We start from the raw sequence: 19,679 nt of genomic DNA, 5'->3' as shown, positions 1-19,679 counted from the left end.
CTATACGCGCCATTGTAGGGGGCAACCCGGGGGAGCGCACTGGCCCGATGGCAGGCGTACGCGCCCCTGTCCGGCTAGCCCTTCACGACGCGTGCCCCGGCCTCGGCTGCGGCGCCATCGGCGGCACCACGATGTCGTCGTTCAGGCGCAGGAACTTGAAGCCCAGCAGCGTCGAGCCTTTCTTGCCGGCCTGGCGGTTGCGTTCCTCGCGCGCCTCGGTGCGGGCGATGAAGGAATCCAGGGGCTCTTCGCGCACTGCCGGCTCCGACGAATGCAGGAAGTGGCGTTCGCCGTTCGCACCGAGCACCACCAGGCCGACGTGCGTGACCATGGTCTTGCCGTCGCTCAGGAGCGAGACCACGTTGACGCTGTCGCCCTCGCGCATCTGGTTGATCGCGGCGCTGGCTTGCGCCTTCGGCACATAGGCCTGGCGGCTGGTTTCGACCGGGATGTCGGCGTCGGTGTGGTGGCGCGTCTTCAGGAACGTCGCGCGGTCGACCGTCATCGTGTAGCTGGGACCGGTCGGGCCGGCCAGATCAAAGCTGGCGTCGGTCACCAGCCAGCGATTGGCGACGTTCCAGTCAGCTTCCGTGTAATGGTTGCGTGTGGCCACGCCGACGATGCCGTCGCGGTAGCGGATGCGCTGCAGCATCCAGAAGAATTCGTCCCACGATTGCGACAGCGCCATCGCGTAGGTGTGCTCGACGAACACGGTACAGTCGCTGTGGTCGAGGCTGAACATCGGCAGCTCGTCGTGGATTTGATACGGGAATTCACCCAGCAGATTCAGACGGTAGGGTTGGCCGATGTTCTTGCGCGCGATCGCGGCGATGCGCTTGCGCAGGTCGGGCTCGGCGTCGTGCTGCCAGGCGATGTAGCGTCCGGCTTCGAGCGGCTGCATCTGGTAGAGCGGCTTGGCCAGCGACGCGTCGAGCGGCTCGGCCGACACATTGGCGGCGCCGATGGCGGCGCTCACGATGACCGCGGTCAGGTTGCAGATCAGCAGGCGGGCGAAACGCATAAATGGCTCTGGAGGTAAAATCCTACGTTACCCCGGCCGGACTCAGCCATCAAGCAAATCTTCACGGCAGGAAATAGATAGGCAACGAAAACCATGCTCACCGAACGACTCGACTTCCCTGGCCCGCACGGCAAACTCGCGGCCAAGCTGGACGCCCCCGACGCCACCCCGCGCGCCTATGGCGTGTTCGCCCACTGCTTCACCTGCAGCAAGGACGTGCTGGCCGCCAACCGCATCTGCGCCGGCCTGGCCGATCAGGGCATCGCGATGCTGCGCTTCGACTTCGCCGGCCTGGGCGCGAGCGAGGGCAAGTTCGCCGACACGAATTTCTCGTCCAACGTCGAGGACCTGGTCGCCGCCGCCGACTTCTTGCGCGCCAAGTTTGCCGCACCCCGGCTGTTGATCGGCCACAGCCTGGGCGGCACCGCGGTCCTGGCCGCCGCCGCGCGCATTCCCGAGGCGAGCGCCGTGGCGACGATCGCCTCGCCCAGCGATCCGCACTACGTCGTCGACAAACTGTTTGCCGAGCACCTCGACACCATCGCGCAGCTGGGCGAAGCGCGCGTCAGGCTGGCGGGGCGCAACTTCAACATCCGCAAGCATTTCGTCGACGATGCCAGCGGTCACCGGCTGCACGACAAGATCGCCAATCTCGGCCGCGCGCTGCTGGTGATGCATGCGCCCGGCGACGACACCGTCGACACCGCCAACGCCACGCGCATCTTCAGCATCGCCCAGCACCCGAAAAGCTTCGTCTCGCTGGAAGGCATCGACCACCTGGTCACCAGCAAGGAGGATGCGGCCTACGTCGCCAACGTCATTGGGGCGTGGAGCGCGCGTTATCTGGACCAGCCGGGCGATGGAGCGACCGCCTGAGACGATAACGGGCGCGTGGCCACATGCGACAATATCGGCCCGTTATCATCAACCCTGACGTATGCAGAACTTTGAACGGCGGCGCGACCGCTTCGACTTTTTCGACCGCATGGAGAGCCCGGCGGTCAACCTGTGCTTCGCGCTCGACTTGCCCGACCTGCGCCCCTGGTGCAAGCGCGAGGGGCTGCCGCCGTTTCACGTGATGCTGTGCGCCGTGCTGCGCGCGGTGCTGCAGGTCGAGAATTTCCGCTACCGCGTGTTCGAGGGCGAAGTGATCCGCATCGATCGCCTGGTGCCGTCCTTCACGGTCATCAACCAGCATGGCGACCTGAACCTGGCCCAGTTCGACTGGAGCGACGACGTGCGCGAGTTCGCCGCGCGCGGCATGCGCGCGCGCGAGGAAGCCTCCAGCATGACGGCGCTGAACCAGAAGTACCGCACGATGTCGCCGCGCGACGCCAAGGACCAGGTGTTCGTGACCTGCATCCCCTGGCTCGACTTCACCTCGATCCAGCACCCGATCATGCTGCTCGCCGCGCCCGACATCCCGTCGCTTGCCTGGGGGCGTTTCCGCGACGGCCCGCGCGGCCTGCAGGTGCCGTTCTCGGTGCAGGCGCACCACGGCTTCGTCGACGGTTACCACATCCACCTGCTGGCGCAACGGATCGCCGCCGAGCTGGACGCGATCATGCGCTAGTCGTTGCTGCTGCCGGCGTCGCCACCGCCGCCGCTGTCGCAGGCCATGTCCGCAATGCCGCCGTCGTCGCCGGCAAACGCATCGGCCATGTCCTGCAGCATGACCCCGATATCGCCGTCGTTCGCCCCCTCCAGCCGGCGCCGCGCCGGCAGCGCCGCGGCCGCCACCAGTCCGGCCGCGACCAGCGCCGGCAGCGTCAGCTCGGGATGGGCGCGCGCGCGGATGCGTCCCGCGCCGAGCCGGCCGAGGCGGGTGTAGACGATGTCGTCGCCGCGCCGCCAGTAGCCGTGCCCGTACGGCATGCGCAGGCGCGCATCCAGGCCGAACAGGTCCGGCGGGCGCGGTTCCTCGGGTGCGATGCCTTCGCGCTGGCGGCACGCCACCAGCGCATGGGCCAGCGAGTGCGAGGCCAGCGCCGCATGCTCGAGGTGCGGCATGGTGTGCCCGAAGTGGCGGCGGCAGAAGTCGTCGAGGCTGGCGCGGTTCCAGCGCAGCCAGGCATGCCAGACCGAGTCCGCCGCCTCGGAGGGCAGGGCGCATGGCCGCCCGCTGCAGGCCTGGGCGTCGAAGAAGCGCAACAGGCCTTCGGCGGCGCGGGCGAAAAAAAAGGCATCCGTGCGGATGCCCTGGTACTCCTTTGGTGCGCTGTGCTGCCAGGCCCCCTGCAGGGCCGGCGGCAGATCGGCGAGCTGCGCCAGATACGGCGAACGGCGTAGATGCCGCGCGGCGCGCCACTGCTCCAAACGCCTGATGATCGATGCCATGCGCGCCCCCTTATTCGTTCTGGTTTGGCAGGCTCAGCTTAGGACGTTTTTGTCGCACTTCTATGACTTGGCGCAACCGGCGTGCTGTTTTTCACGCCGGTCGCGCAATATCGCTCACTGCGCGATCACTTCACAATCATTTTACGATTACTTCAGCGCCGCGTAGATCGACTCCAGACGATCCTTGGTGCCCGGGATGCGTTCCAGGCGCGGGTAGCGCAGGCCGCCATGGTAGTCGAGCGAGACCGTGCGGAACGTGTCGCCCTTCTTGACCAGCAGCTGGATCGGCGCGGTGCCGCCCTTGGCGTCCTTGATCGCCTTCTTCAGCACTTCCGGCTTGTAGGCCGTGTTGTTGACGGCGACGATGGTGGCGTTGGCGGCCAGGCCGGCGCGGAAGCCCACGCCGTCCCAGACCACGTTGCGGATCGCGCCGCCCGAGGCGACCGCGAAGCCCAGCGAGTAGCTCAGGTCGAGCGCCTTGCTGCGGTCGTCGATGCTCTTGACGTAGTCGGTCGGGGTGTCGGTGTAGACCAGCTTCCAGCCCGCGCGCGCGAGGCCGTCGAGCGGGGCGCCCGGGCCGTGGCCGTCCAGGCGCTTGCGCAGGAAGCCGGCCCAGTCGTACGGCTGGATCTTGTTGAGCGTGGCCACCACTTCTTCGAAGGTGTACGGCGCGCGCACGTGGCTGCCGTCGTTGATGCCGAAGAAGGCCTTGGCGAAGTCGTTCAGCGAACGCTTGTCGCCCGACAGTTCGCGGATCAGGGTGTCGGCGTCGAGCCAGATCAGCTGGCCTTCGGTGTAGTAGTCTTCGCTGCGCTGGTAGTTGCCCCAGCCGAGCGGACGGCGCGAATTCAGGATCGGGTCGTAGACCGTGTCCTGCATCGCGCGCCATTCGCGGCCCTTGACGCTGTCGTAGCGCGCCGCGGCGGCGGCCAGCGCATCCTTCGCACCCTGCTGCGACACCAGGCCCGAACGCGCGGCCAGCACGTTGCCCCAGTACTGGGTCTGGCCTTCGTACACGTACAGCAGTTCGTTCTGCAACGGCACGTTGAAGTTGGCCACGGCCTGGCCGCCCGGACGGCGGAACTTGCCGTCCCACGAGTGGGTGTACTCGTGCGCCAGCAGGTCGCGTCCGGCTTCGCCCTTGGCCCATTCGGTGAAGTAGCCCGGCTTGACGCCGTTCTCGCTCGACTGGTGGTGCTCCAGGCCGATGCCGGAGAATTCGTCGGACAGCGCGAACAGGAAGTCGTAGTGGTCGTAGTGATGCGAGCCATACAGTTTATACGCTTGCTGGATCAGCTTGCGGTGGATCTCGATCTGCTCCGGCGTCGCGGCCAGGCTGTCGGCATCGTCGGCGACCACGTCCAGGTGCACCGGCACCTTGGCGCCCGGGTCGAGGTCGAAGCGCTTGAAGTAACGGCCGGCGAACAGCGGCGAGTCGACCAGGGTGTTCAGGTCGGTCGGCTTGAAGTGGACGTCGTCGCCCTGGCGCTCGGCGGTCTCGAGCGCGGTGCCGAACTGCCAGCCGGCGGGCAGGCGCAGGTTGGCCTGGACCGGGATGCGGCTGCCGAAGTAGCCGGCCGGGTACAGCGTGACCGCGTTCCATTGCACGCCGAGGATGTTGTCGGTCATGGTGATGCGGCCCTGGTTGGTATCGAGCGGCGACAGGTACACGTAGTCGGCTTCCAGCGTGGTCGCGCCTTCCGGCACGTTGACGTGGTAGGCGTACACCTGGACCGGGTCGCGCACCCACTCGACCGGCTTGCCGCCGGCCGTGAACTTCAGGCCGGCCAGCTGGGTGATCGGGCCGGTCGGGCTGTGGTTACCCGGCAGCCATTGCGGATACAGCACCGTCATCGGACCCGGCTTGGCCGGCATCGAGATGTGCATGCGGAAGATCTGCTGCGACAGGTCGGTCGCATCGACGTTCAGCACGACGGTGCCCGGGAAGGGCTGGTCGACCGGCGCCGGGATCGGGGGCAGGTTGGTGGGCGTGAAGGTCGACTGTGCGCAGGCCGGGAAGGCGAGCGCCAGGGCCAGGGTCAGGGCGGAGGTGGAGCGGACGGCGAAGGATGCGTGCATGGCTCGGGCTGTTGTTGAGGAAGCAAACGAATGAGTGTAGCACCGCCTTATGCAAGAAAAATACTCAGCAACATGCTGAAAATAAATGAAAATAAAATTTTGTCGATGGCGGGAAAAAACATATTTCGTGCGACTTGAAAAGCGCTTAGGTGGGCATTAGATTGGTTCCAACGGATGCTCACGATGAGGTCCGTCAACTTATCGCTTGAACTTTTAAGGATATACAACCATGCGTACTTTTGATTTGACTCCCCTATATCGTTCCGCCATCGGCTTTGATCGTCTGGTGAACATGCTCGAGCAGCGCGCCGAAGCCGCGCCGAGCTACCCGCCGTACAACATCGAGCTGGTCGCCGAAGACAAATACCGTATCGTGATGGCGCTGGCCGGTTTCACCCGCAGTGAAATCGAGATCGTCGCCGAACGCGATACCCTGCACGTCGTCGGCCGCAAGCAGAAGGACGACGCCCAGCGCACCTTCCTGCACCGCGGCATCGCCCAGCGCGATTTCGAACAGCGCTTCCAGCTGGCCAACCACGTGAAGGTCGTCAGCGCCGGCTTCGACAACGGCATCCTGACCATCGAACTGGTGCGCGAAGTGCCGGAAGCGTTCAAGCCGCGCAAGATCGCGATCGCTGACGCCAACGGCAACACCGACAACGTGCAAGTGCTCGAGCAGCCGCAACAGCAACAGGCCGCTGCATAACACACATCGAAACATGATTGTTGGGTGGGCTCCCCATGCCCACCACTTAAAAAGAGGCGCTCCGGCGCCTCTTTTCACGTCCGGACCCCGATTTCGCTTAAGGCTTTTCTAAGCCATTCCCTTTCCAGGCAGCCTCAGAATTAAGGGTGATCTAAGCCAGTTGCGCGACACTATCGTCAACGAAGCTTGGTATGAACTAACCCTCTCTCAAGGAGCACGACATGCAGAATCAAGGCGCAACGACCGTCATCTCCGCAAAACGTCTCACCCTGGCCCTGTGCGTGGCCGGCGTCATCGGCGGAGCGGTGGGCGCAGTCGCAGTCGAACACAACAACGCGGTTGCCGCTGCAGCAGCCGTGACGGCATCGACGCAGCCGGCGCCGGTCGCCGCTGCCCCGGCCCCGGTGGCCGGCAATCCGAGCAGCATGGCGCTGCCCGACTTTACCCAGATCGTCTCGCGCAATGGCCCGGCCGTGGTGAACATCCGCGTCACCGGCACCCAGAAGATGTCGCGCCAGCAGCAGCAGATGCAGCAGTTCGGCAATGGCGACGACGAAGACGATCCGTTCTTCGAATTCTTCCGCCGCTTCCAGCAGCCGCAGCAGCGCGGCGGCGGCCGCGGCGGTGCGGCCCAGGTGGTGCACGGCGCCGGCTCGGGCTTCATCATCAGCCAGGACGGCGTGATCCTGACCAATGCGCACGTGGTGCGCGACGCCGACGAAGTCATGGTCAAGCTGCAGGACCGCCGCGAATACCGCGCCAAGGTGCTGGGCTCGGACGCCAAGACCGACGTCGCCGTGCTCAAGATCGACGCGAAAAACCTGCCGACGGTCCCGCTGGGTAACACCCGCAACACCAAGGTGGGCGAGTGGGTGCTGGCGATCGGCGAACCGTACGGCCTGGAGTCGACCGTGACCGCCGGCGTGGTCAGCGCCAAGGGTCGCACCATCGACAACAACGGCGTGCAGTTCCTGCAGACCGACGTCGCCGTCAACCCGGGCAACTCGGGCGGTCCGCTGTTCAACACGCGCGGCGAAGTGGTCGGCATCAACTCGCAGATCTACAGCGAGACCGGCGGCTACCAGGGCCTGTCGTTCGCGATCCCGATCGAAGTCGCGGCGCGCATCAAGGACGAGATCCTCACCACCGGCAAGGTGCAGCACGCGAAACTGGGCGTGAACCTGCAGGACGTGGACCAGGGCTTCGCCGATTCGTTCAAGCTCGATTCGCCGGACGGCGCGCTGGTGGCGCAAGTCGAACGCGGCGGCGCGGCCGAGCGTGCCGGTCTCAAGTCCGGCGACGTGATCCGCAAGGTCAACGGCCAGCCGGTCGTGACCGGCAGCGACCTGCAAGCCGTGGTTTCGATCGCCAAGCCGGGCGACAAGGTCGACCTGGACATTCTGCGCGACGGCAAGCCGGTGCGCTTGAGCGCGACCCTGGGCAACGCCAACGACAAGGCCGCCCCGCGCGACCGCGACAACCTGGCCAGCAACGACAACGGCGCCAAGCTCGGCCTGGCCCTGCGTCCGCTCGATCCAAGCGAGCGCAGCCAGCTGGGCGTGGCCGCCGGCCTGGTGATCGAGGATGCCGCCGGTCCGGCGCAAGCGGTCGGCGTGCAGCCGGGCGACGTGCTGCTGTCGGTGAACGGCAAGCCGGTCACCAGCGTGCAGCAGGTGCGCGATGCGGTGAAGGGCTCCAGCAAGTCGGTGGCGCTGCTGATCCAGCGCGGCGACAACCGGATCTTCTTCCCGGTCCGCATCGGTTGATGAGCAGCGCAGGGAGCGCCAGGCTCCCTGCGCGATCATCGTAACCGGTTATCATCCGCATACGTTTTGAATCGGAGGATGGGATGCGGCTGCTGCTGGTGGAAGACGATACGATGATCGGCGAAGTGGTGCTCGACCTGCTCAGGGCCGAGCACTACGCCGTCGATTGGGTCAAGGACGGCGACATGGCCGACACGGCCCTGATGCAGAACCAGAACTACGACCTGGTCCTGCTCGACCTCGGCCTGCCGCGCAAGGACGGGCTCGAGGTGCTCAAGTCGATGCGCGCGCGCAAGGACCGCACCCCGGTGCTGGTCGCCACCGCGCGCGACTCGGTTGCCCAGCGCATCGCCGGGCTGGATGCCGGCGCCGACGACTACGTCCTCAAACCCTACGACCTCGACGAAATGCTGGCGCGCATCCGTGCGCTGCTGCGCCGCGCCGCCGGACGCGCCGAACCCGTTTTCGAATACAAGAACATCTCCATCAATCCCGCCACGCGCGAAGTGCTGGTGGACGGCCAGCCGGTCGTGCTGTCGGCGCGCGAATGGGCCGTGCTGGAAGCGCTGGTCGCGCGTCCGGGCGCGGTGCTGTCGCGCGCCCAGCTGGAGGAAAAGCTGTACAGCTGGCGCGACGAGGTGAGCAGCAACGCGGTGGAAGTCTACATCCACGGCCTGCGCAAGAAACTCGGCAGCGACCTGATCCAGAACGTGCGCGGGGTGGGCTACATGGTTCCCAAGATATGAGTCTCAAAAACGCCCGCGCCAAGCTGACGCACTCGCTGCGCGGCCGCCTGCTGTGGTACCTGCTGGCCGCCATCACCCTGGCCGCGATCGCCCAGGCGGCCATCGCCTACCGCACCGCGCTGAACGACGCCAACGACATCTTCGACTACCACATGCAGCAGATGGCGCTGTCGCTGCGTTCGCGCGCGCCGCTCGCCACCAGCGACGACGGTGCGCCGCCCGGCGATGCGCCGGTGCCCGGCAGCGACGACATGGTGGTGCAGGTGTGGTCGCCGGACGGCGTGCGCGTATTCCGCAGCGCCTCGCACGCGCGCCTGCCGCAGCTGGCCGTGCTGGGCTTTTCCAACGTCAAGGCGAACGGCACCACCTACCGCATCTTCTCGATCCAGACCAGCAACCAGACCGTGCAGGTGGCCCAGGACCTGGCCGTGCGGCGCGCGATGGCGGGCAACCTGGCGCTGCGCACGATCGGCCCGATCGGCGTCATGATGCCGATCCTGATGCTGGTCGTGTGGCTGGTGGTGAGCCGCTCGCTCGACCCGGTCGCGCGCGTGCGCAGGCAGGTGGCGGCGCGCCAGGCCGACGATCTGTCGCCGGTGTCGGACGCCGGCCTGCCCGACGAGGTGCGTCCGCTGGTGCAGGAACTGAACCTGCTGTTCGGCCGTGTGCGCACCGCCTTCGACGCCCAGCAGAACTTCGTCGCCGACGCCGCCCACGAACTGCGGACGCCGCTGGCCGCGCTGAAACTGCAGGTGCAGAGCCTGGCGCGCTCCGACAGCGCCGAGGCCAAGGACGTCGCGGTCGCGCGCCTGAACGCCGGCATCGAGCGCGCCACGCGCCTGGTCGAGCAACTGCTGGTGCTGGCGCGCCAGGAAGCCAGCGCGGCCACCGGGACGCCGCCCCAGAACGTCGACCTGGCCGGCGTCGCGCGGCGCGCGGTGGCCGACCTGGTCGGCGTGGCCCAGGCCAAGGACATCGACCTGGGTCTGCAGCGCGCCGATGCCGCCGAGGTGCGCGGGCAGCCGGATGCGCTCATGATCCTGCTGCGCAACCTGGTCGACAATGCGATCAAGTACACCCCGGGCGGCGGCACGGTCGACGTGTCGGTGCAGCATGACCCTGGGGCGCGTGCCATCGTGGTCACGGTCGAGGACAGCGGGCCGGGCATTCCGCCGGAGGAGCGCGAGCGCGTGTTCGACCGCTTTTACCGCGTGCCGGGCAGCGATGCGGCCGGCAGCGGCCTGGGCCTGGCCATCATCAAGGCGATCGCCGAGCGGCATGGGGCGGTGCTGGCGCTGGGACAGTCGGCAATGCTGGGCGGGTTGGAGGCGAGGGTGACGTTTCCAGCTTGAGTATGGCGGCCCAACGCACCGCCCTCGGTAAGGCTTTCATCGATCGTCGATCCGTTTTCGCACTGTATTCTTCAGTTTCAGGCTCTCGGAAACCGCCGACGACCTCTGCAGCGGCATGTATTTCAGAAAGCCGATCACGTTTTTCAGTTTCAGCGGCTTCTGGAAATACTCGTAAAACAGAAGGTCGTCGATGTTGTCATCTCTGGCGCATTTCATTTTCTTTCCGATCGAGAAAATAAACGGGCTGTAATTTGAAATCGACGCGCCGATGAAACGGGCCAACTCATGGCCATTCATATCAGGCAGATTCAAGTTGCAAAATATCGCCTCGGGTCGGAATAGATCCGGCAGATGAAACCCGTGTTGCCACGAAACGCGTACCTACGCAAGCGCGTTCTCACACGGGTGCGATATTGCCCAAAGATATTTCCTGATCCTGAGGGGAAATATTACGAAGCAGAGGCCGCGATTTATTCATATTTGGCCCAAGATAATCGGCAAACTGAAACGAATCGGGGAGGTTGGCATTTTATACTAGGGATATCAAACAACCATGCCGTAAAGACCGTACATGAGTCCCTCCTTGACCGCCGGCGTCCTCGATCCGCGTGGACCGGTCGCCGCCAACGAATACCTGCTCCTGCAAAACGCCACCCTGGTCATGCTGGCATTGATCGTTCCGATCATCATCTTGACGCTGGTGTTCGCATGGTGGTTCAGGGCCGGCAACAAACGCGCCAAGCGCAAGCTCGACTGGAATTATTCCGGTGGGCTCGAAGTCGTCAACTGGATGGTGCCGCTGATGATCATCCTGTTCCTGGGCGGGATGGGATGGGTGGCGGCGCATGCGCTCGACCCCGCCAAGCCGCTGCCGGCGCAGTCGGCGCAAGCCGAGCCGCTCGAGATCCAGGTCGTGTCGCTCGACTGGAAATGGCTGTTCATCTACCCGGGCGCGGGTGTCGCCGCCGTCAACCACCTGGTCGTGCCGGCCGGACGCGTGCTGCACCTGCAGCTGACCTCGAGCACGGTCATGAACAGCTTCTTCGTGCCGCAATTGGGCAGCCAGATCTACACGATGGCGGGGATGACGACCACGCTGTATCTGCAGGCCGACCATCCCGGCACCTTCCCCGGCCGCTCGGTCCAGTTCAGCGGCGACGGCTTTTCCGACATGCGCTTCGACGTCGACGCCGTCGCGCCGTCCGACTACGACGCCTGGCTGGCGCGCGCGCGCGCGCGCGGCGCCAGCCTGGACGCCGCCGGCTACGCCGCGCTGGCCAAGCCCGGGACCAGCCCCGCGCGCGAATACCGGCTGGCCGAGCCGCACCTGTTCAACACCATCCTGGCCGCGTCGATGTCGCCCGGATCTTCGTCCTCTCATTGAAAGCGGTTCCCATGCTAGGCAAATTAGATTGGTCTGCGATCCCGACCGACCAACCCATCCCACTCGTCGCCGCCGGCATCGTCGCGCTCATGATGCTCGGCGTCGCCGCCTGGATCACCAAGCGCGGCTGGTGGACCTACCTCTGGAAAGAATGGATCACCAGCGTCGACCACAAACGCATCGGCGTGATGTACGTGCTGCTGGCGCTGGTGATGCTGATGCGCGGTTTCGTCGATGCGCTCATGATGCGCTCGCAGCAGGCGATCGCGGTCGGCGCCCACCAGGGTTTCCTGCCGCCCGAGCACTACAACCAGATCTTTTCCGCGCACGGCACCATCATGATCTTCTTCGTCGGGATGACCTTCATGGTCGGCCTGATGAACTTCGTCGTGCCGCTGCAGATCGGCGCGCGCGACGTCGCCTTTCCGACCCTCAATTCGGTCAGCTTCTGGCTCACGGCATCGGGCGTCCTGCTGCTCAATGTGTCGCTGGTGATCGGTGAATTCGCCAAGACCGGCTGGCTGGTCTACCCGCCCTTGTCCGAGCTGGCCTATTCGCCCGGCGTCGGGGTCGATTACTACCTGTGGTCGATCCAGATCGCCGGCGTCGGCACGCTGCTGTCGGGGATCAACCTGACCGCCACCATCCTCAAGATGCGCACGGTGGGCATGGGCTACATGCGCATGCCGATCTTCTGCTGGACCGCGCTGACGGCCAACCTGCTGATCATCGCGGCGTTCCCGATCCTGACCGCGACGCTCGCCATGCTGACGCTCGACCGCTACCTCGGTTTCCATTTCTTCACCAACGACTTCGGCGGCAACGCGATGATGTACGTGAACCTGATCTGGGCCTGGGGCCACCCCGAGGTGTACATCCTGATCCTGCCGGCCTTCGGCGTGTTCAGCGAAGTGATCGCCACGTTTTCCGGCAAGGGGATCTTTGCCTACCGCTCGATGGCCGCGGCCGCGCTGGCCATCTGCGTGCTGTCGTTCATGGTCTGGCTGCACCACTTCTTCACGATGGGCGCCAGCGCCGACGTCAACGGCTTCTTCGGCGTCATGACCATGATCATCGCGGTGCCGACCGGGGTGAAGGTGTTCAACTGGCTGTGGACGCTGTACGGCGGCTCGATCCGCTTCTCGGTGCCGCTGATGTGGGCGCTCGGCTTCATGGTCACCTTCATCATCGGCGGCATGACCGGCGTCCTGCTGGCGATCCCGCCGGTGGACTTCATCACCCACAACAGCCTGTTCCTGGTGGCGCACTTCCACAACGTGATCATCGGCGGGGTGATCTTCGGCGCCTATGCCGGCTACAACTACTGGTTCCCCAAGGCCTTCGGCTTCAAACTGCACGAAGGCTGGGGCCGCGCCACGTTCTGGTGCTGGCTGGTCGGCTTTTACCTGGCGTTCATGCCGCTGTACCTGCTCGGCCTGATGGGCGCGACGCGCCGCATGCAGCATTACTCGGAGGCCAACTGGCAGCCGCTGATGATCGTCGCGCTGGGCGGCGCGCTGTGCATCCTGGCCGGCATCGGCTGCACGATCGTCCAGCTGACCGTCAGCATCCGCACGCGCGAGGAGCGGCGCGACCTGACCGGCGACCCGTGGGACGGCCGTTCGCTCGAGTGGGCCACGCCATCGCCGCCGCCGCCGTTCAACTTCGCCACGCCGGTCAAGGTGGACGGTCTCGACACGTTCTGGGAAACCAAGCGCGCCGGCTTGCCGGCGCCGGGCCTGCCCGAGTTGCCGGCGCCGTCCGCCGTCGAGGTCCCCGAACGCACCGGCACCGGCTTCTTCGTCGCCTTCTTCGCGGTCGGCTTCGGTTTCGCCATGGTCTGGCACATCTGGTGGATGGCGATCGCCAGCCTGCTCGGCATCGTCGCCGCGGCATTGCTGTTTGCCTGGCGGCGGGTCGATGAAACCGAGATCGAGGGCGACGCCGTGGCGGGTTTCTACGCTGCGCACTACGAGACGCACGCCCAGGAGGCCGCATGAGCGCCGTGATGAAGGAACCGATGCAGACGATCGAGCGGCCGGTGCCGCGCTCCCAACGCGGACCGGCGCCCACGCGCGTGACCGTCACCTATGGCATGTGGCTGTTCCTGCTCAGCGACATCGTCATGTTCGCCGCCTTTTTCGCCGCCTTCGTGGTCCTGCGCGACCACACCGCCGGCGGGCCGTCCGGGCGCGACCTGTTCGACCGCGGCAACGTGCTGATCGAGACGGGCTGCCTGCTGTTTTCCAGCTTCTCGTGCGCGCTGCTGGGCCTGGGTATGGAACACCGCAACAAGATGGTCACCTACATCGCCGCCGCGGCGACCCTGGTGCTCGGCGCCACTTTCATGGTGCTGGAACTGTCCGAATTCGCGCACATGATCGGCGATGGCGCCGGCCCCGATCGCAGCGCCTTCCTGTCCGGCTTCTTCGCGTTGGTGGGCTTGCACGGGCTGCACGTGGCGTGCGGCATGTTCTGGCTGGTGGTCATGCTGGGACAGATCGCCACGCTCGGCTTCACGCCCAAGGTGGTGCGGCGCCTGCTGTGCTTCAGCCTGTTCTGGCATGCGCTCGACATCGTATGGGTCGGCGTCTTCACCGTGGTCTATCTGGGAGCATTCACATGAAAGCGGAAGTGCAAGAAAGCCGCCACGACGAGCAGCCCGGTGCCTCCTCCGACCTGCGCACCAACCTGCTGAAATACACCGGCGGCCTGGTGTTCTCGATCATCCTGACCGGGGTGTCGTTCTGGGTTTCAAGCACCGGCGCCGTCTGGCCGGGCGGCGTGCCGGTCCTGCTGGCCGCGCTGGCGATCGCGCAGATGGGCGTGCACCTGCTGCTGTTCCTGCACGTCACCAGCGGACCCGAGGGCACCAACAACATCATGGCGCTCGCGTTCGGCGTGTTCGTGGTCGCACTGGTGATCTTCGGATCGATGATCATCATGCACAGCCTGGATGCGCGCATGAACGACATGCCCATCGATCCGCATCCGACGACGATGTCGCCGTGACCTCGAACAGCCATATATTGGCCCCATCCCCTTCGATGCGCCGCGTCAGCCGGTAGCGCCGCCCCAGCTCGCGCATCACCAGGCCATCGGGGTCGTACAGCTCGGCGTGGCGCTCGATCAGCCAGACGCGCGCATGGCCGGGCAAGAGCAGGCGCAGGCGCGCGCTGTCCTCCGGTGCGATGGCCGGGGCGCCCGGGTTCGAGACGTAGCGGCGCGCCAGCCCCATCGCCGGGAAGGCGCCGGGCAGGTAGATGACGGCGGGGCCGTGCGGCAGGTAGTAGGCCACCGGCATCTGCACTTCGTTGGGCAGGGCCAGCACCAGGTCGCCCGGGCGGCTGTCGCGCGCGAATCCTTGCAAGAGGTCGCGCCAGCCTTCGGTCCGGGAGCGGTAGAAGCCCTGCACCGCGATCGCCGACAGCGCCAGCAGCGCCGCCACCGCGGGCGCGCGCAGGCGCGCGGGCAGCGCCGCGACGCCGAGCGCGGTCAGCACCATGCCGGCCGGTCCGAGCCACAGGAACAGGCGCGACAGGAACACCGGCTTGACCAGCCAGCTGTAGCCGGCCAGCGCCAGCACCGGCAACGCCATCGTGCACAGCATCAGCCAGAAATGCGCACGGGAACGCCGCCACAGCCACATGAAGCCGGTCAGCACCAGCAGCGCGACCGGATAATGCAGCGGCGGCGCGCCGGCGACCACGGTCCAGGCGGACTTGACGTCGCGCGGCGCGAAGCGGATCCAGTACGCCAGATGCGACATCGCCGCGCTCTGTTTGAACAGCATCGGCATGAACGGCGACCAGACCAGCAGCGCCCCCAGGCCCGCCGCACCCACCGCCAGCGCCTGCGGGCGGCGCGGTCCCGGCGTGGCCAGGCACAGGCCGAGCGTCATGCCGGTGAAGATGCCGAGCGCGGCGAACACGCCCGTATTGTGCAGCCACAGGGTCAGGCCGGCCGCCAAGGCCAGGCCGAGCGCCCACGGCCATGCGCGCGCGGTAGCGTGCGCGGACGCGCGTGCAGACGCAGGCGCGGCCAGCACCCGCACCAGCATCGCCGCGCAAAACACCGCCAACGCCCCCGCCAGCGCCTGCAGCGCATACGGCCTGGCCTGCTGCGCAAAGGCGATGCTGGCGGCGTTGACCGCCAGCAGCATCCCGGCCAGCAGGGCGATCCGCTCGGCAAACGCGCCCAGGCGCGCCACGCGCGCGAGCGCGGGAAGCGCCAGCACGGTCAGCACGCTGGCCAGCACCGACAGGCTGCGCAGGCCGGCCTCGCCGCGTCCGGCCAGAACGCTCCAGCCCTTGAGCAGCGCGTAGTACAGCGGCGGATGGGTCTCGTACAGCGGCGCGCGGGTCGAGAGTTCGCGCAGCGGCAGGCTGGCGAACCAGGCGCTGTAGGTTTCGTCGAGCCACAGCGAGCGGCTCGACAGCGTGGGCAGGCGCAGCAGCAGCGCCAGCGCGCCGAGCAGCGCGCACGCCAGCCAGAAGCGCGTTTGCAGCAGCGCACGCAGGCGCGCCGCCGCGCCGCCGGCATCGAATCCCCATCGACCGGTCGAGGCATCGTCAAGCATGGGGCGCCGTCCGCTCGAAACGCCGCCGCACCAGGTAGATCGGGCGCCCCTTCGATTCGAGATAGATGCGCCCGATGTACTCGCCGAGCACGCCGATGCCGATCAGCTGGATCCCGCCCAGCAGCAGGATCGCCGTAGCCAGCGAGGCGTAGCCGGGCACGTCGACGCCGTACAGCAGCGTGCGCACGACCAGCCAGAGCGCGCGCATCAGCGCGAACACCGCCACCGATACGCCGAGATAGGTCCACACCCGCAGCGGCAGCGTGCTGAAGCTGGTGATGCCTTCCAGCGCGAAGTTCCACAGCTTCCAGCCCGAGAATTTCGATGTCCCGGCCGTGCGCGCTTCGCGCCGGTACTCGACCACGGCGGTCCGGAAGCCGACCCAGGCGAACAGGCCTTTCATGAAGCGGCACGATTCCGGCAAAGCCTTGAGCGAGTCGGCCACGCCGCGCGTGAACAAACGAAAATCGCCGACGTTTTCCGGGATGCTCACGTCGGCGATCCTGTTGTGGACGCGGTAGAAGGACAGGGCGGTCCAGCGCTTGATCAGGGAATCGGCGGCGCGGCTGGCGCGCCGGGCCAGCACCACCTCGTAGCCTTCGCGCCACTTGTCGACCAGCTGGGCGATGACTTCGGGCGGATCCTGCAGGTCGGCGTCGAAAGGCACGATCAGGTCGCCGCGCGCTTCGAAGATCGCGGCCGTCAGCGCGGCCTCCTTGCCGAAGTTGCGGGTCAGGTCGATCACGCGCACGCGCGCATCGCGCTGGCTGGCGGCGACCAGGCCGTCGAGCGTGCCGTCCTGGCTGCCGTCGTTGACGCACAGTATTTCGAAGCGGATGCCCGCGATGCGTTCGAGTGTGGCAATCACACGCTCGAAGAAATGTCCGATCATCGCCTGCTCGTTGTAGAAGGGGACGAGCAGGGAAAGCAAGGGAAGGGTATCCGCGCCGGGCAGGGTGCCGACAAACTTGTCGGAAGCAAGGGTGTCGTTCGGTAAGCTCATCGTGGTCTCCGATGATGAACCAGGTCGCTTCATGAGAGACCTCATGCAGCAGCGAGACCCAACATAGCATATCGTCCAAGTGCCCGAAAACGAAAACGGCGCCGATATGGGCGCCGTCAATGCTTCAAGTCGGAACGAAAACGGTCAGGACTTGTGCCTCAAAACTTGTGCGACAAGCGCGCAAAGTAGGCCGCGCCGTTCAGGCCGAACTGCACGCTCTCGTACTTGAAGCCGTTGTCGGTCTCGTTCGGATCCTGCGTGGTCGGGTGCACGTTGAAGATGTTGGTGCCGCCCACGGTCAGCTTCGTCCTGTCGGTGAAAGCCCAGGTGAACGACAGGTCGGCCGAGGTCTTCGCTTCATAGTGCTGGTCCGGGACCGGCGGACCGTCGAAGGTGCCCAGCGTCTGCGGACCGTAGTGGATGATGCGGAAGTCGGTCTCGAGCCGGCCGAGCGTGTAGTCGAAGTCGAGCGTCGCCTTGCTGCGCGGGCCGCCCTGTTCGATGAACAGGCGCTCGCGCTCGGACAGCAGCACGTCTTCATAGCCTGCCAGCGAGGACGGGGCATGCACCGCTGTGACGTCGGTCTTGCTGAAGTTCATGGCCAGGTAAGTGTTCAGCTTGCCGCCGCCCAGGTCCATCTTGTGCGAGGCGGTCAGGTCCAGGCCCTGGGTGCGGGTGTCGACCGAGTTGACGAAGAACTGCGCCTGGTCCACGCCCAGCGATTGCAGGGTCGCGCCCAGCGCCGGATAGTTGTCGGCGTCGAAGCGGCCCGACAGCACGATGCGGCCGTCGATCTCGATGTGGTACAGGTCGGCGGTGAACGACAGGTTGCGGGTCGGGGTCCAGGTCGCGCCCAGCGTGTAGCTCTTCGATTTCTCTTCGTGCAGCTTGGGGATGCCGGCCGCGTTGGCGACCGCGCCGCCGTTCGGCGCCAGCTTCACGTCGGTCGGCACGCCGGCGACGAAGTCGGTGAAGGTCGACGAGAAATACACCTGCTGCAGCGACGGCGCGCGAAAGCCCGTGCTGCTTGATGCGCGCAGCAGGAAGTCGTTGGTGAGCTTGTACGAGCCGGCCAGTTTCCAGGTCGTGGTCGAGCCGAAGTCCGAGTAGCGCTCGTGGCGCACGGCGCCCTGCAGCTTGGCGCGGTCGGTCAGGTCCGCTTCCAGGTCGAGATAGGCGGCGGCGCTGTGGCGGTTCTTGTCGGTGGCGTCGGCCGGCTGGAAGCCCGGGAAACCCTGGCTGCCGGGGTTGCCCCCGAAACCGATGCCGTCGGCGTCGATGTACGAGTTCGGTTCGCCGGCGAAGATCTGGTAGTTCTCGGCGCGGTACTCGAAACCGAAGGCGGTGTTCAGGCCGTTGCCCAGCACGCCGTCGTAGTAGCGGCTGAAGTCGGCGTTGGACGTCAGCTGGCGGAACGCGAAGCCGCCGGCACGGAAGTTGTCCTGGCTGACGCCCTGGCCGCCTTGCAGCAGGTCGAGGTTGGCGATCGACGCGTTCAGCGTGTGGCTGATGTCGTAGCGCATGCGGTTGTAGCCGTAGGTCTGCGAGAAGTCGCTGGCCCATTCGCCGATGCGGGTGCGGTAGCCGATGGTGCCGTAGCGGTCGTCGATGTCGCCGTTGATGAAGGGGACGAAGCCGTCCGGGTACATCGCGGCCGAATTGCGCGAAGGGATGTCGTCGCTGCCGACGCCGCCGCGCGCCCAGGCGGCCGAGGACGCGTCGCGCTGCTGGGCGCCGGCGGTCAGGTACAGCTTGCCGGGGCCGAGCGGGAATTCGCCGTTGAGGTAGACCGTCTGGTTTTTGGACTTGGTGTCGCCGATGATGCGCGGGCTGTCCGGGTCGGCGCGGTTGGAGCGGCCGCGGTCGTAGTATTCACCGGTGATGCCGAGCACGCCGCCTCCTAACGCGACGCCGCAATACGCCGACGCCAGCCAGTTCTTGCCGTCGTGCCTGGAGTATTCGCCGAAGCCGGCCACCGATTCGCAGCCCAGGCTCTTCTTCAGTTCGACGTCGATCACGCCGGCGATCGCATCCGAACCGTACTGGGCGGCGGCGCCGTCGCGCAGCACCTGGACGTTCTGGATGGCCAGGACCGGGATCGCGTTCATGTCGGTGCCGGTGTTGCCGCGGTTACGCGCGCCGAACAGGTTGACCAGCGCGACCGTGTGGCGGCGCTTGCCGTTGACCAGCACCAGGGTCTGGTCCGAACCGAGGCCGCGCAGGGCCGCCGAGTCGATCAGGTCGGCGCCGTCGGCGCCGGTCTGGCGCGTCGAGTTGAACGAGGGCGAGACGTTGGCCAGCACCTGCGCCAAATCGAATTGGCCACTTTGCTCCGCTACCTTGGTCATCGGGATCGTGTCGACCGGAACCACGGTGTCGGTCGCCGAGGTGTTGCCCACGCGGCGCGAGCCGACGATGCTGACGCTTTGGATGCCGTTGTCGGCCGTGGTCGATGCGCTTGGGGTTGCCGATGCGGCGGTCTGCGCCAGGGCGGCGGGGGCGAGGGCGGCCAGTACCGTGCCGCCGTACAGGCCGAGCAGGATGGACCGGTAAATCGGGTTCAGTTTCAAGGTGATGCGCTCCAGGCAAAAGCGCATGCTAATCAATTTCCCTTGATGCAACAAATTCGGCGTGGCGTAACTACAACATGCCCGGGCTGGCGCTGCGCTTCGCCGGTTCTGCAATGCTTCGATACATCAGCTTCTT

17 protein-coding genes are annotated in these 19,679 nt (G+C 66.3%); 10 read left to right on the top strand and 7 right to left on the bottom strand.

Annotated elements, in window-relative coordinates; translation table 11 throughout:
• Positions 1-82: 82 nt before the first annotated feature.
• A complete protein-coding gene (locus FA90_RS12700; protein WP_036169216.1) occupies positions 83-1,021 on the bottom strand; it encodes an N-acetylmuramoyl-L-alanine amidase-like domain-containing protein in 939 nt (312 codons plus the stop codon).
• Between the two features lie 93 nt (positions 1,022-1,114).
• On the opposite strand from FA90_RS12700, the gene FA90_RS12695 reads away from it, so the two are divergent.
• Together FA90_RS12695 and FA90_RS12690 are read left to right on the top strand one after the other, a co-directional pair.
• Positions 1,115-1,897 (top strand): S9 family peptidase, encoded by a 783-nt coding sequence (locus FA90_RS12695; protein WP_036169214.1) that lies wholly within the window; start codon positions 1,115-1,117, stop codon positions 1,895-1,897.
• Between the two features lie 61 nt (positions 1,898-1,958).
• Positions 1,959-2,594 (top strand): CatA-like O-acetyltransferase, encoded by a 636-nt coding sequence (locus FA90_RS12690; RefSeq protein WP_036169212.1) that lies wholly within the window; start codon positions 1,959-1,961, stop codon positions 2,592-2,594.
• Here the strand turns inward: FA90_RS12690 and FA90_RS25015 are convergent.
• On the bottom strand, positions 2,591-3,358 hold the full coding sequence (locus FA90_RS25015) for a hypothetical protein (RefSeq protein ID WP_156116697.1): 768 nt from the start codon (positions 3,356-3,358) through the stop codon (positions 2,591-2,593). The two genes, FA90_RS12690 and FA90_RS25015, sit on opposite strands and share 4 nt — an antisense overlap.
• Before the next feature lie 147 nt (positions 3,359-3,505).
• Positions 3,506-5,437, bottom strand: coding sequence for a M61 family metallopeptidase (locus FA90_RS12680; RefSeq protein WP_036169210.1), 1,932 nt, complete (start codon positions 5,435-5,437; stop codon positions 3,506-3,508).
• A 229-nt stretch (positions 5,438-5,666) separates the two neighbouring features.
• On the opposite strand from FA90_RS12680, the gene FA90_RS12670 reads away from it, so the two are divergent.
• The 4 genes from FA90_RS12670 to FA90_RS12655 all read left to right on the top strand — a co-directional run bounded on the left by FA90_RS12670 (position 5,667) and on the right by FA90_RS12655 (position 10,007).
• On the top strand, positions 5,667-6,143 hold the full coding sequence (locus tag FA90_RS12670; RefSeq protein WP_036169204.1) for an Hsp20 family protein: 477 nt from the start codon (positions 5,667-5,669) through the stop codon (positions 6,141-6,143).
• 221 nt (positions 6,144-6,364) lie between these two features.
• Positions 6,365-7,909: a Do family serine endopeptidase gene (locus tag FA90_RS12665; protein ID WP_036169202.1), complete on the top strand. Its 1,545-nt coding sequence runs from the start codon at positions 6,365-6,367 to the stop codon at positions 7,907-7,909.
• A gap of 83 nt (positions 7,910-7,992) precedes the next feature.
• Positions 7,993-8,655: a response regulator transcription factor gene (locus tag FA90_RS12660; protein ID WP_036169199.1), complete on the top strand. Its 663-nt coding sequence runs from the start codon at positions 7,993-7,995 to the stop codon at positions 8,653-8,655.
• Positions 8,652-10,007, top strand: coding sequence for an ATP-binding protein (locus FA90_RS12655; RefSeq protein ID WP_036169197.1), 1,356 nt, complete (start codon positions 8,652-8,654; stop codon positions 10,005-10,007). The genes FA90_RS12660 and FA90_RS12655 overlap by 4 nt, the downstream gene beginning before the upstream one ends.
• Before the next feature lie 36 nt (positions 10,008-10,043).
• On the opposite strand, the gene FA90_RS12650 is transcribed toward FA90_RS12655, so the two are convergent.
• On the bottom strand, positions 10,044-10,319 hold the full coding sequence (locus tag FA90_RS12650) for a hypothetical protein (RefSeq protein ID WP_156116696.1): 276 nt from the start codon (positions 10,317-10,319) through the stop codon (positions 10,044-10,046).
• A 259-nt stretch (positions 10,320-10,578) separates the two neighbouring features.
• Here FA90_RS12650 and FA90_RS12645 point away from each other — a divergent pair, with 259 nt between their 5' ends.
• From FA90_RS12645 to FA90_RS12630, 4 genes are read left to right on the top strand one after another with little or no spacing between them, the layout of a single operon-like run.
• Entirely contained in the window at positions 10,579-11,391 is an 813-nt protein-coding gene (locus FA90_RS12645) for a COX aromatic rich motif-containing protein (RefSeq protein WP_036169195.1), read from the top strand.
• A gap of 11 nt (positions 11,392-11,402) precedes the next feature.
• Entirely contained in the window at positions 11,403-13,391 is a 1,989-nt protein-coding gene (cyoB, locus tag FA90_RS12640) for a cytochrome o ubiquinol oxidase subunit I (protein ID WP_051971750.1), read from the top strand.
• Positions 13,388-14,017 (top strand): cytochrome c oxidase subunit 3, encoded by a 630-nt coding sequence (locus FA90_RS12635; protein WP_051971749.1) that lies wholly within the window; start codon positions 13,388-13,390, stop codon positions 14,015-14,017. Before cyoB ends, FA90_RS12635 begins: the two co-directional genes overlap by 4 nt.
• On the top strand, positions 14,014-14,403 hold the full coding sequence (locus FA90_RS12630; protein WP_036169193.1) for a cytochrome o ubiquinol/quinol oxidase subunit IV: 390 nt from the start codon (positions 14,014-14,016) through the stop codon (positions 14,401-14,403). Before FA90_RS12635 ends, FA90_RS12630 begins: the two co-directional genes overlap by 4 nt.
• Here FA90_RS12630 and FA90_RS12625 read toward each other — a convergent pair.
• From FA90_RS12625 to FA90_RS12615, 3 genes are all read right to left on the bottom strand, one after another.
• Positions 14,333-15,970 carry a hypothetical protein gene (locus tag FA90_RS12625; protein ID WP_036169191.1) on the bottom strand — a complete coding sequence of 546 codons (1,638 nt, stop codon included), beginning with the start codon at positions 15,968-15,970 and terminating at the stop codon, positions 14,333-14,335. The genes FA90_RS12630 and FA90_RS12625 overlap by 71 nt on opposite strands.
• Complete coding sequence (locus FA90_RS12620; protein ID WP_373994638.1) at positions 15,963-16,925, bottom strand: glycosyltransferase family 2 protein; 963 nt, start codon at positions 16,923-16,925, stop codon at positions 15,963-15,965. The genes FA90_RS12625 and FA90_RS12620 overlap by 8 nt, the downstream gene beginning before the upstream one ends.
• A gap of 206 nt (positions 16,926-17,131) precedes the next feature.
• Complete coding sequence (locus FA90_RS12615) at positions 17,132-19,570, bottom strand: TonB-dependent siderophore receptor (protein ID WP_051971747.1); 2,439 nt, start codon at positions 19,568-19,570, stop codon at positions 17,132-17,134.
• Positions 19,571-19,679 lie beyond the last annotated feature (109 nt).

The organism is Massilia sp. 9096 (assembly GCF_000745265.1).
Classification (GTDB): Bacteria; Pseudomonadota; Gammaproteobacteria; order Burkholderiales; family Burkholderiaceae_D; genus Telluria.
Note: the sequence above shows the minus strand (reverse complement) of the source record. Positions and strands in the feature narration are given on the sequence as shown.

What these genes read in the sequence shown, in the direction of transcription:
- FA90_RS12700 (WP_036169216.1), bottom strand. Translation starts at nt 1,021, where the DNA reads ATGCGTTTCGCCCGCCTGCTGATCTGCAACCTGACCGCGGTCATCGTG.
- FA90_RS12695 (WP_036169214.1), top strand. Translation starts at nt 1,115, where the DNA reads ATGCTCACCGAACGACTCGACTTCCCTGGCCCGCACGGCAAACTCGCG.
- FA90_RS12690 (WP_036169212.1), top strand. Translation starts at nt 1,959, where the DNA reads ATGCAGAACTTTGAACGGCGGCGCGACCGCTTCGACTTTTTCGACCGC.
- FA90_RS25015 (WP_156116697.1), bottom strand. Translation starts at nt 3,358, where the DNA reads ATGGCATCGATCATCAGGCGTTTGGAGCAGTGGCGCGCCGCGCGGCAT.
- FA90_RS12680 (WP_036169210.1), bottom strand. Translation starts at nt 5,437, where the DNA reads ATGCACGCATCCTTCGCCGTCCGCTCCACCTCCGCCCTGACCCTGGCC.
- FA90_RS12670 (WP_036169204.1), top strand. Translation starts at nt 5,667, where the DNA reads ATGCGTACTTTTGATTTGACTCCCCTATATCGTTCCGCCATCGGCTTT.
- FA90_RS12665 (WP_036169202.1), top strand. Translation starts at nt 6,365, where the DNA reads ATGCAGAATCAAGGCGCAACGACCGTCATCTCCGCAAAACGTCTCACC.
- FA90_RS12660 (WP_036169199.1), top strand. Translation starts at nt 7,993, where the DNA reads ATGCGGCTGCTGCTGGTGGAAGACGATACGATGATCGGCGAAGTGGTG.
- FA90_RS12655 (WP_036169197.1), top strand. Translation starts at nt 8,652, where the DNA reads ATGAGTCTCAAAAACGCCCGCGCCAAGCTGACGCACTCGCTGCGCGGC.
- FA90_RS12645 (WP_036169195.1), top strand. Translation starts at nt 10,579, where the DNA reads ATGAGTCCCTCCTTGACCGCCGGCGTCCTCGATCCGCGTGGACCGGTC.
- cyoB (WP_051971750.1), top strand. Translation starts at nt 11,403, where the DNA reads ATGCTAGGCAAATTAGATTGGTCTGCGATCCCGACCGACCAACCCATC.
- FA90_RS12635 (WP_051971749.1), top strand. Translation starts at nt 13,388, where the DNA reads ATGAGCGCCGTGATGAAGGAACCGATGCAGACGATCGAGCGGCCGGTG.
- FA90_RS12630 (WP_036169193.1), top strand. Translation starts at nt 14,014, where the DNA reads ATGAAAGCGGAAGTGCAAGAAAGCCGCCACGACGAGCAGCCCGGTGCC.
- FA90_RS12625 (WP_036169191.1), bottom strand. Translation starts at nt 15,970, where the DNA reads ATGCTTGACGATGCCTCGACCGGTCGATGGGGATTCGATGCCGGCGGC.
- FA90_RS12615 (WP_051971747.1), bottom strand. Translation starts at nt 19,570, where the DNA reads ATGCGCTTTTGCCTGGAGCGCATCACCTTGAAACTGAACCCGATTTAC.